Below are 10,606 nucleotides of genomic sequence, written 5' to 3'. Positions count from 1 at the left end.
ACTACATCGAGATGTTCTACAACCCGATTCGCCGGCATGGTTCCGCTGGCGGCATGTCACCGGTAGAGTTCGAAAAGCGCTACGCGCAGAGCGGCGACTGAGTGTCTATGGAACTCTGGTCGGTCCACCCCAGCCTTACCCAGACCTTGGTCAACGGACACGCTGTAGGCACTGGAGATTGGTTCGTGTTGAGCCAGGTCCAGACCGTGGGCCGCAGCGTTAGCTACTCACTGCTACCTTCTGAAATCGTCAGCCAAGTGGTAGTGCACAAAACCTCCGAAGCCAAGCTGGTGGAAGGCGGTGCCGCCGGCTCTGTCGACATCATTACCCGCAAGCCACTGGATTTCGATAAGCCGTTCACGGCCGAACTTTCGGTGGGCACGGTGTACTCAGACTTGCCGGATAACAAAAAACCGCAACTCGATGCCTTGCTGAACTGGAAGAATGACAGCGGCAACTTCGGCATCCTGTTTCAGCCGTTCTATGAGAAGCGCAGCCTGCGGCGCGATGGCCAAGAAGTCGTCGGTGGTTATGCAGCTGTGCCGGGAACGACTTCTGTGGACGTCAATGGGGATGGCACTCCTGAAACAATTCCATCGGCTGTCTCGCAGGCCAATCCTGGCCTAGTCGGACTGCTGTATCCGAACGAAATCGGTTCTGTACTGTTTGAGCAGCAGAGGGAACGCAAGGGCGCGACTGTAGATATCCAATGGAAGGCCAGCGACACACTGAGCTTCAACCTAAACGGGTTCTACAGCAAGCTCAAGGCTGACAATTACAATCGCAATTACATGATGTGGGCAAGCCACGCGTTAGCTAACGGCGCGACGTTCTCTGATGCCACGGTGAAGAATGGCGTCATTACGTCCGGCAAGCTCAACGGCGACGGTGTCGCAAACATTTATAACGGCGCGGCGTTTGCGAATGATGGCGCTTACGGCATCTACGACATGATCTCGCGCCCAGGTGCAAGTTCGCAGACTAATTACATCACCTTGGATGCGGATTGGCAGGCCACCGAAGCACTGGGCTTCAAGTTTCAGGCCGGCACAAGCGAGGGTATCGGCAAGAGCCCGACCCAAGACGTGATCGAGACCGGCACCCAGTACGGTTCGGGCGCTAGTTGGGCCATGAACGGCATTGGCAAGCCCATCGACTGGTCGATGGGCAACGACTATGGCAACCCCGCCTCGTCCATCCCTGCAGCAGGCTGGATCTTTGGAGGGCAGGACATCGAGGTGAAGGACAAAGAAGACTGGTTCTCCGCGGACGGTACCTTCACCTTCACCGACGGCGCACTGGCCTCGCTGGACTTCGGCGTGCGCTATACCGATCACAACCGCCACAACGACTACGAAATCGCCCAGGGTCCGAACTGGGCAACGCCCTGGAACGATCCTAGCTCGTACCCGACCAGCGCCTCGCAGTACCCGGGCAATTTTGGCAACGCACTGGGCGGCAACACGCCGTCAGGTATCTGGTACTACACTCCCGAGCAGTTGGCAGCCTTCAACGCGCAGTACGCTAACCGCAACTATCCGGAACGTTTCTACTTCTCCGACGTCTACGGCGTGAAGGAGAAGAACGCGGCCGCTTACATCCAGGCCAACTTCCAAGGTGACTCCTGGAGCGGCAACGTAGGCGTGCGCTATGTGCACACTGATGGCGACATCCGGTACAACCAGGCCCTTGCGGTCAACTCAGGCCTCCCCGGCGCGGTTACCGGCTCTGCCTTCGGCGATTACCTTCCCGTCAAGGTAGAAAACAATTACGGCAAGTTCCTGCCCAGTGCCAACATCAAGTTCGACCTGGCCGACGATTTGGTGCTTCGCTTCGCCGGCTCACAGACGCTGACGCGTCCGGATTACTCGGCCCTCGCCGGCTCGCTGTCGCTGGATGATCTGACTCACACCGGCAGCGGCGGCAATCCGGAGCTGAAGCCACTGGTGTCCAGCAACTTCGATACCTCCATCGAGTGGTACTTCATGCCGCGCGGACTGCTCGCCGCCAGCGCCTTCTACATGAAGATGAAGGACTACGTGGACGTTGGCGGCTCGACGGTCATCCAGTACAAAGACCAGCAGGCCAGCCATGCCGCCGGCACCGACGTGTATTCCAACTACACGGTCACCGTCCCGGTCAACACCGATGCAAAAGTCAAAGGCATCGAGCTGACCTACCAGCAGCCGATCGGCGAGCACTTCGGAGTCAACGCTAACTACACCTACACTGACGGAGACACCGATACAGATACGCCGATGTTCGGCACCTCGAAGAACACCTACAACGTGGCCGGCTACTTCGAGAACGACACCTTCAGCGCGCGTGTGTCGTACAGCTACCGCGACAAGTTCTACGCTGGCGCCAGCCGTGCCACGCCGTTCTATCAGGACGACTTCGGCGCGCTGTCTGCATCGCTGGGTTGGAAAGTCACCGATCACTTGTCGGTTAGCCTCGATGGTCTGAATCTCAACAACCCGAAGTACAAGTACTACACCGACACCACGGCCGGCTTCCTGCCCTACGCGGTGTACTCCAACGGGCGCCAGTACTACCTCAACCTGCGCGCCAAGTTCTGATCGGCGCCAAGTTGTTGCATGCTTGACCCTTGAACGGGCCCGGACATGTCCGGGCCCGTTCACTTTTCGGCGGATCGCGCCCCGGCGCGGTCCCATGTCACGCACGAGGTGTTCAGAAGATGTCCCTGCCCCGCCGTCTTGGTCCTGTCCTGCGCACCGCCGCCCTGCTGCTGGCCCTGGTCGCGCCCGCCGCGCTGGCCGCGCCGCTGCCGCTGATTCCCGCCCCGCAGTCGGCCGTGGCCGGCCAGGGCCGCTTCGCCCTGGGCGCCGGCATGCGGGTCGGTGCGCAGGGCGAGCCCGCGCGCCAGGCGGCCGAGCAGTTCATCGACCTGCTGCACAACAGCGGCGGCCCGGCGCTGGAACTGGCCGAGGAAGGCGAGGCGGCGCAGGCCCCGATCCAGTTCGTGCTCGATCCGGCCGCCGGCCCGGCCGAGGGCTACCGCCTGCAGGTCACGCCCGAGCGCATCAGCATCCGTGCCGCCGACGGCGCCGGCCTGTTCTACGGCGGCGTCAGCCTGTGGCAGCTGCTGCCGGCCGGCAAGGGCGCCACCGGCCTGGCCGCGGTGGACATCACCGATGCGCCGCGGCTGAAGTGGCGCGGGCTGATGCTCGATTCGGTGCGCCATTTCCAGAGCGTGGAAGAGGTCGAACGCCTGCTCGATGCGATGGCGGTGCACAAGCTCAACACCTTCCACTGGCACCTGGCCGACGACCAGGGCTGGCGCATCCAGATCGACCAGTACCCGCTGCTGACCCAGGTCGGCGGCTGCCGCATCCCGCTGGGCGAGGCGGGCGTGGGCGAGGACGGTCAGCCGATCCAGGAATGCGCCTTCTACACCAAGGAGCAGATCCGCGCGGTGGTGCGCTACGCCGCCAAGCGCCACATCACCGTGGTGCCGGAGATCGACATCCCCGGCCACGCCACCGCCGCCATCGCCGCGTATCCGGAGCTGGGCGTCGACCGGCCGCAGCTGCAGGTCGCCAACGGCGCGGGCGTATATCCCAACCTGTTCAACGCCGACGAGGCCACGCTGACCTTCCTGGAGAACGTGCTGGGCGAGATGCTGCCGCTGTTCCCGGGCACCTTCTTCCACATCGGCGGCGACGAGGCGGTCAAGGATCGCTGGAAGGCCTCCAGGCACATGCAGGCGCGCATCAAGCAGCTGGGCCTGAAGGACGAGGAAGCCCTGCAGGGCTGGATGATCGATCGCCTGGGCACCTGGCTGGCCCAGCACGGCAAGCGCATCATCGGCTGGGACGAGATCCTGCTGGGCGGCCCGCTGCCCGAGGGCGCGGCGGTGATGTCCTGGCGCGGCACCGAGGGCGGCATCGAAGCGGCGCGCAAGGGCCACGACGTGGTCATGACCCCGGCCTCGCACCTGTACCTGGACTACCTGCAGACCGCCTCGCCGGCCGAGCCGCCGGGCCGGCCGCTGCAGATCCCGCTGCAGAAGCTGTACGCCTTCGACCCGGTGCCGGCCGAGCTGGACGCCAGCCAGCGCCAGCACATCATCGGCGTGCAGGCCAATGTCTGGACCGAGCACATGCACAACTTCGCGCGCGTCGAGCACGCGGTGTTCCCGCGCCTGGCCGCGCTGGCCGAGGTCGCCTGGTCGCCGCAGGCCAGCCGCAACTTCGAAGACTTCAAGGCGCGCCTGCTCAACCTGCTGGCGCATTACCGCGCGCTGCACATCGGCTACGCGCGCACGCCGTTCCAGGTGCTGTTCGACACCCAGGCCAACGACGCCGGCACCCAGGCCACGGTGGCCCTGTCCGACCCGCTGGGCTATCCCGACATCCGCTACACCCTGGACGGCAGCGCGCCGGCGGCCGACTCGCCGGCCTATACCGCGCCGCTGACCGTGCCGGTGCCGACCACCGTGCAGGCGGCGGTGTTCTTCGACGGCAAGCCGCTGGCGCCGCCGACCGTGCTGGGGCTGACCACCGAGGCCCTGCGCACGCGCAGCGACGAGCAGCTGGCCATGTGCACCGACCAGCTGATGCTGCGGCTGGAGGACGACGGCCCGCGCGAAGGCGCGCGCGCGATCTTCAACGTGGACATCTTCAACCCGTGCTGGCTGTGGAAGGGCGCTCCGCTGAGCGGCATCGGCAAGGTGACGGTGCGCGCCGGACGCATGCCGTACTTCTTCGAGCTGGCCCACGACGAGTCCAAGCGCAGGTTCAAGCCGGCCAGGACACCCTACGGCGAGCTGGTGATCCGCAACGGCTGCGACGGCCCGACCCTGGCCAGCCTGCCGCTGCCCAAGTCGCCGGCGGCCGACGGCTTCCTGACCCTGGAGGCGCCGCTGACCAACGCGCCGGCCAAGGCCGACCTGTGCGTCTACTTCACCGGCGACACGCGTCCGGAGATGTGGGTGCTGGATCGGATCACGCTGCAGCCCGCCGCGCCTTAAGGCGGCGGCGCTGACGCTGCGGCGGAGCGAGCTCCGGGCGAACCCTTCGCCCCGGTAGGGTTTCCGAACCGCCGAGGCAACGGTGCTCGGCGGGAGCGACTGTGCCCAAAATCTCGCCTGTAGAGCGGAGCTTGCTCCGCTGGGGTCTTCCCCGCGAACCGAACGAAGAGCAGCGGAGCAAGCTCCGCTCTACAGGTGGGAGCCGCCATGGCGGCGAGGGGCTTTCTCGGGAAAGCCTCATCGCCGCCATGGCGGCTCCCACCGAGCCTTGCCTTTTAGTTACCGGCGCGGGAACAAGCGCAGCAGCAGATCGCGCGCCGGCGTCCTGGCGACGAGCAGGCCCAGCGCCACGCCCAGCGCATCGGCCAGTGCATCGAAGGCATCTGGCGTGCGATCGACGGTGAACCAGCCCTGCAGGAACTCGATCAGCACCCCCAGCATCACCAGGCCCGCCCCGGCGCGCAGCAGCGCGCGCCGCGTGGCGAACAGCTGCACCGCGCACACGCCCAGCACGAAGAACGCGCTCGCATGCTGCAGCTTGTCCACGCCCGGCGCGACCTGGGGAATGTCATCGCCCGGCAGCAGGCAGGTGGTCACCACCACCGCCATCGCCAACACCCACAGCCCGACCCAGAAGGCCGGCCAGCGCAGCGGCTTCAGGGCCGGCGCGCTCACAGGCGCCACGTCAGATCGCCGGTGAGGAAGGCCGCGTCGAAGTTGCAGTCGCGCGCGAAGCCCATGCACTGGAAGCGCTCGCCCATCTCGTTGGGCAGGGTGAGCTTCTTGAACGCATTGCGCAGGCGCAGCGCGCCGGCCTCGTCGGCCTGCGCCTCGGCCTCGGCCAGGCGGTCCATCAGGCCGTTGCCGAGCAGGAAGCCGGCCTGCGTGGCATAGCCGGCCAGTTCGAAGCCGGCCCCGGTGCCGGCCTCGGCCAGCGCGGTGAAGTCCACCGACGCGGTCAGGTCCTGCAAGCCGGGCCAGCGGAAGACATCGCCATGCATGCGGTGCCGATAGAACGCCCGCAGCGTACCGCTGCTGCGCTGGTCCAGGTAGTACTCCTTGCGCGGATAGCCGTAGTCGCAGAACAGCATCGCGCCGGACTTCAGGCCGCCGATCACCGCCTGCACCCAGTACGGCAGCTGCGGCAGCAGCTCTGAGCGGTAGCCGTCCTCGAACAGCACATCGCGATAGCGCTCCACGTGACGCACCGCTGCGGCCAGCAGCGGATCGGCCGGCCGGTCGGTGGTGACGAAGGCGCCCTGCCCGTCCAGCGCCACATGCTCCTCGAACACCTCACCCTCGCGCAGCACGAAGCGCGGCGTGGGCAGCGCATCGATCACTTCGTTGGCGAACACCACCCCGTTCCAGTCCTCGCCCGGCGGACCGTCCAGCCATTCCACGCAGTCGAATACCGGCGGGATCAGGCGCTTGCCCAGGCGTTCGCGCTGGCGCTGGCGCAGGTCGGCGCTGGGCTCCAGGATCCAGTACTTGTCCGGCATCGCGTCCAGCTGCAGCAGGCGCTTGAGCATGACCTCGGCGAACGCGCCACTGCCGCCGCCGATCTCCAGGAAGCAGGCCTGCGGCCCCAGCTGCTGCAGCACCGGCGCCAGCGCCCCGGACACGGCCGCGGCGAACAGCGGCCCCAGCTCCGGCGCGGTGACGAAGTCGCCGGCCTCGCCGAACTTGGCCGCCCCGGCGCTGTAATAGCCCAGCCCCGGCGTGTACAGGCAGCGCTCCATGAAGCGCGAGAACGGGATCGAACCGCCGGAAGCGGCGATTTCGCCGCGGATCAGCGCGGCCAGCTGCTCACTGTGCGCCAGGGCGTCGGCATCGGGCGTCGGCAGGTCGGTCATGCTTAAGGGGAGGGCCTGATGGGAGAGATCGGCCATGGTACCTGCCCGGTCCTGAGGGCTCGCCCACAGGCGGGCCGATGCTGTCCGCAGTTCGTCCGCCTGCGACCTGGTCGTTGCTGGGGTGCGCTCCGGGCACAGCCGCGCATCCGTCACGGTGCTGTCTTGACGTTGCTGACTGCGACGCGCAACGGCGGATGGGTGCCTGCGCCGACGCAGATCGAGGCGATCGCCCGTCGCATCAGGCGTGGAGATGCCCGTGAAGACCGCGACCTGCGCATGAAACGCACTGGTTCCTCGTGCAACCACCGCGCAGCCCTAGCCAGCACCGGCGGGGCTGCCTATGATCGTGAAGCCTATTTCCCCGGTTTCCCCATGACCTATTGCGTCGGCATCGAAGTGGACGAAGGCCTGGTCTTCGCAGCGGACACCCGCACCAGCGCATCGTTCGACGATGTGCGCGTCTACCGCAAGATGCATGTGTTCGAGTATCCGGGCGACCGGGTGTTCGTGCTGCTCTCGGCCGGCAACCTGGCCACGACCCAGCTGACCATCTCGCGGCTCAAGCGCGACGCCGAGGATCCGGACTGCACGCGTAGCCTGCGCACGTTCAAGCATCTGTTCGAGGTGGCCGAGTACGTGGGCGAGGTGCTGGTGGCCAGCCAGGCCGCGGTGACCGACCAGGCCCAGCAGAGCGGCGTCAGCGTGCAGTCCACGCTGGTGCTGGGCGGGCAGATCGCCGGCGAGCGTCCGGGCCTGTACATGGTCTATCCGCTGGGCAACTGCATCGCCACCTCGCCCGAGACGCCCTACCTGCAGATCGGCGAGTCCAAGTATGGCAAGCCGATCCTGGACCGCATCCTGCGCCCCGGCACCACGCTGGAGGACGCGGCGCGCTGCGCGCTGGTCTCGCTGGATTCGACCATCCGCTCCAATCTGTCGGTGGGCATGCCGCTGGACATGGCGATCATCCGCGCCGGCGATCTGCGGATCAGCCAGCAGCTGCGCCTGGAAGCCGACACGCCGCTGTACGCCGAGATCCACGACACTTGGTCGCGCAAGCTTGAAAACGCCGTGCGCACGCTGCCGCGCTTCCCCTGGGAGCCCCCGCGCGCAGGCGACGAGGCCGATGAACGCGGCCCCGCGCCGGTCACCGCCCCGCCGCGGCGCATGGCGGCGCGCCTGGATCCGGGCGACGAGGCCGGGCAGCAGTAAGCCTAGCGAACTGAGTCGAAGCAGCGCACTCGCGCTGCATTCACTCCTCAGTTGTAGAAGTAACCCTCGACGATGGCCTGATGCAGATCGCTCAGGCGCGTCTGGATATCGTCCATGAAGGCGGCCGGATTCTGCGCGGCCAGCCACACCGGGTCGGCGTTGCGGGTCATGCCGACCACGCGGTTGAGATGACGGTCCACGCTCGGGCGCGGCGGCATGGTCGGCAGCACGTGCTGGGCGCGGGTCAGGCAGAACTGCACGCTGCGCGGGAATTCGGTGTTCTGCAGCAGGAAGCGCAGCGCATGCTCGCCGGTGACGCGCTGGCGGATATGGCGGCGATACATCTGGTAGGCGGCCAGCGAGCGCAGCACCGCCATCCACTGCATGTTGCGGAAGGCCTCGCGGTCTTCCTCGGTGCGCGGCGTGATCAGGCCCGAGGCGCCGGCATCGATGATGCGCGTGGTCATGTCGGCCTGTTCGATACCGGTGCCCAGGCGCAGGAACTGGTAACCGATGTCGCGGCTGACGTTGGCCGACAGCAGGCCGGACACCTTCAGGCAGCCATCGACGGTGCGGTTGATGAACTCCTCGCGGTAGCGCCGCTGCAGCGCGCGCTCGCCGCTGGCCCCGACGTACAGGTGCAGGTCGTTGACCGCCTCCCACACCTCCTGCGGCAGCGCATCGCGGATGCCGCGCAGGATCTCGCGCGCCTGGGTCAGGGTGACGCGCAGCGAGGACGGATTGAGCTCGTCCAGCAGCAAAAAGCGCACCACCTCGGCATCGGCCACATCGGTGCCGGCGTCGGGATGCAACGCGTTGAACACCTCGCCGGCGCCGACGGTGTCGATCATCGGCCGCCAGGTGAAGCGCACCGAGCGCGGCAGGTCCAGCTGCAGCATGCTGCCCACGCCGACCAGGCGCGCGGTGTTCTCCGCGCGGCGGATGTAGCGGCTGAACCAGTACAGGTTGTCTGCGACGCGCGAGAGCATCAGGCGTCCCCCTCCTCGTCGACCACCCAGGTGTCCTTGGCGCCGCCGCCCTGCGAGGAATTGACCACCAGCGACCCGGGCGTCATCGCCACGCGCGTCAATCCGCCGGTGGTCACGTAGGTGTCCTGGCGCGAGAGGATGAAAGGGCGCAGGTCCAGGTGTCGCGGCGAGGGGCCTTCGTCGGTGACGATCGGCGCGGTGGACAGGTTGAGCGTGGGCTGGGCCATGTAGTTGCGTGGATCGTCCTGGATCAGCCCGCGGAACTTCTCGCGCTCGGCCGCGCTGGCGCGTGGGCCGATCAGCATGCCGTAGCCGCCGGACTCGTTGGCCGGCTTGACCACCAGCTGATCCAGGTGCTCGAGCACGTACTTGCGATCGGCCGCGTCGTGGCACAGATAGCTGGGCACGTTGGGCAGGATCGGCTCCTGGTCCAGGTAGTACTTGATCATCTTGGGCACGTAGGCGAAGACCACCTTGTCGTCGGCCACGCCGGCGCCCGGGGCATTGGCCAGCGCCACCCTGCCGGCGCGCCAGCTGCGGATCAGGCCCGGCACGCCCAGCATCGAATCGGGGTGGAACACCTCCGGATCGATGAACAGATCGTCCACGCGCCGGTAGATCACGTCCACGCGCTGCGGGCCGTACACGGTGCGCATGTAGGTGCAGTCGTCGTCGGCGACGAACAGGTCCGAGCCCTCGACCAGCTCGATGCCCATGGCCTGGGCCAGATAGGCGTGTTCGAAGTAGGCGCTGTTGAACACGCCCGGCGTCAGCAGTGCGATCACCGGCGCATCGCCCGGGCGCGGCGACAGCGCGGCCAGGGTCTCGTAGAGCTGGCTGGGGTATTCGTCCACCGGCAGGATCGAGCTGGTCTCGAACAGCTCCGGGAACACGCGCTTGGCCACCATGCGGTTCTCCAGCATGTAGCTCACGCCGGAGGGGATGCGCAGGTTGTCCTCCAGCGCGTACAGCGTGCCGTCGGCATCGCGCACCAGGTCCGAGCCGCAGATGTGCGCCCACACGCCAAGCGGCGGGGTGATGCCCACGCACTGCGGACGGAAGTTGACAGAGTCGGCCAGCAGCATCGCCGGGAACACCTTGTCCTTGACGATCTGCTGCTTGCCGTAGATGTCGCCGATGAACAGGTTCAGCGCCTGCATGCGCTGCTTGAGGCCGGCTTCGGTGACCTCCCACTCGCGGCGCGGGATGATGCGCGGGATCAGGTCGAAGGGCAGCGTGCGGTCGACGTTGCGGCCATCGGAATAGACGGTGAAGGTGATGCCCATGACCCGGGCGGTGACGTCGGCGGCCAGCTGGCGCTCGGCCAGTTCGCGCCCCGAAAGCCCCTCCAGGTACTCGACCAGCCGGCGCGCGGCGGGGCGCGGCTGGCCATCGGCCTGGATCAGCTCGTCAAACGTGGAAGTCCGATACTTCGCCCAGTCCATTCGCTCCGTTCCGATGCCCTTGCAGCCAGCGGAAAGCGGTCGCGACAGGGTTCTTCGGCAACATGCCCGCAAACCATGACCGGCGTCAAGCAATGCCAGCGGCGCGCGCGGCAG

The 10,606-nt window shown here is 66.8% G+C and carries 7 protein-coding genes; 3 read left to right on the top strand and 4 right to left on the bottom strand.

Going from position 1 to position 10,606, the window contains the following annotated elements; genetic code table 11:
- The first annotated feature begins 107 nt into the window (after nt 1-107).
- Both EAT51_RS13925 and EAT51_RS13920 read left to right on the top strand, forming a co-directional pair.
- Nucleotides 108-2,579, top strand: a complete 2,472-nt coding sequence (locus EAT51_RS13925) for a TonB-dependent receptor (RefSeq protein WP_130561748.1) — start codon at nt 108-110, stop codon at nt 2,577-2,579.
- A gap of 119 nt (nt 2,580-2,698) precedes the next feature.
- The gene (locus tag EAT51_RS13920) at nt 2,699-4,993 is read left to right on the top strand and encodes a beta-N-acetylhexosaminidase (RefSeq protein ID WP_130521692.1); all 2,295 of its coding nucleotides are present in this window, start codon (nt 2,699-2,701) and stop codon (nt 4,991-4,993) included.
- 279 nt (nt 4,994-5,272) lie between these two features.
- On the opposite strand, the gene EAT51_RS13915 is transcribed toward EAT51_RS13920, so the two are convergent.
- Entirely contained in the window at nt 5,273-5,677 is a 405-nt protein-coding gene (locus EAT51_RS13915; RefSeq protein WP_130521691.1) for a VanZ family protein, read from the bottom strand.
- Entirely contained in the window at nt 5,665-6,846 is a 1,182-nt protein-coding gene (locus tag EAT51_RS13910; RefSeq protein WP_130521690.1) for a class I SAM-dependent methyltransferase, read from the bottom strand. Before EAT51_RS13910 ends, EAT51_RS13915 begins: the two co-directional genes overlap by 13 nt.
- A gap of 372 nt (nt 6,847-7,218) precedes the next feature.
- On the opposite strand from EAT51_RS13910, the gene EAT51_RS13905 reads away from it, so the two are divergent.
- Nucleotides 7,219-8,058, top strand: a complete 840-nt coding sequence (locus EAT51_RS13905) for a proteasome-type protease (RefSeq protein WP_130521689.1) — start codon at nt 7,219-7,221, stop codon at nt 8,056-8,058.
- A 47-nt stretch (nt 8,059-8,105) separates the two neighbouring features.
- On the opposite strand, the gene EAT51_RS13900 is transcribed toward EAT51_RS13905, so the two are convergent.
- Together EAT51_RS13900 and EAT51_RS13895 are read right to left on the bottom strand one after the other, a co-directional pair.
- A complete protein-coding gene (locus EAT51_RS13900; protein WP_130521688.1) occupies nt 8,106-9,047 on the bottom strand; it encodes an alpha-E domain-containing protein in 942 nt (313 codons plus the stop codon).
- Nucleotides 9,047-10,492 (bottom strand): circularly permuted type 2 ATP-grasp protein, encoded by a 1,446-nt coding sequence (locus tag EAT51_RS13895; RefSeq protein ID WP_130521687.1) that lies wholly within the window; start codon nt 10,490-10,492, stop codon nt 9,047-9,049. Before EAT51_RS13895 ends, EAT51_RS13900 begins: the two co-directional genes overlap by 1 nt.
- Between the last annotated feature and the right edge of the window lie 114 nt (nt 10,493-10,606).

The organism is Pseudoxanthomonas winnipegensis, from assembly GCF_004283755.1.
Lineage (GTDB): Bacteria > Pseudomonadota > Gammaproteobacteria > Xanthomonadales > Xanthomonadaceae > Pseudoxanthomonas_A > Pseudoxanthomonas_A winnipegensis.
The sequence above is the reverse complement of the archived record's forward strand: the minus strand, read 5'-3'. Positions and strand labels throughout refer to the sequence as shown.

Bases quoted from the DNA above. Each gene is read 5' to 3' on its own strand.
- EAT51_RS13910 (WP_130521690.1), bottom strand. From the start codon at position 6,846: ATGACCGACCTGCCGACGCCCGATGCCGACGCCCTGGCGCACAGTGAG.
- EAT51_RS13925 (WP_130561748.1), top strand. From the start codon at position 108: ATGGAACTCTGGTCGGTCCACCCCAGCCTTACCCAGACCTTGGTCAAC.
- EAT51_RS13895 (WP_130521687.1), bottom strand. From the start codon at position 10,492: ATGGACTGGGCGAAGTATCGGACTTCCACGTTTGACGAGCTGATCCAG.
- EAT51_RS13900 (WP_130521688.1), bottom strand. From the start codon at position 9,047: ATGCTCTCGCGCGTCGCAGACAACCTGTACTGGTTCAGCCGCTACATC.
- EAT51_RS13920 (WP_130521692.1), top strand. From the start codon at position 2,699: ATGTCCCTGCCCCGCCGTCTTGGTCCTGTCCTGCGCACCGCCGCCCTG.
- EAT51_RS13905 (WP_130521689.1), top strand. From the start codon at position 7,219: ATGACCTATTGCGTCGGCATCGAAGTGGACGAAGGCCTGGTCTTCGCA.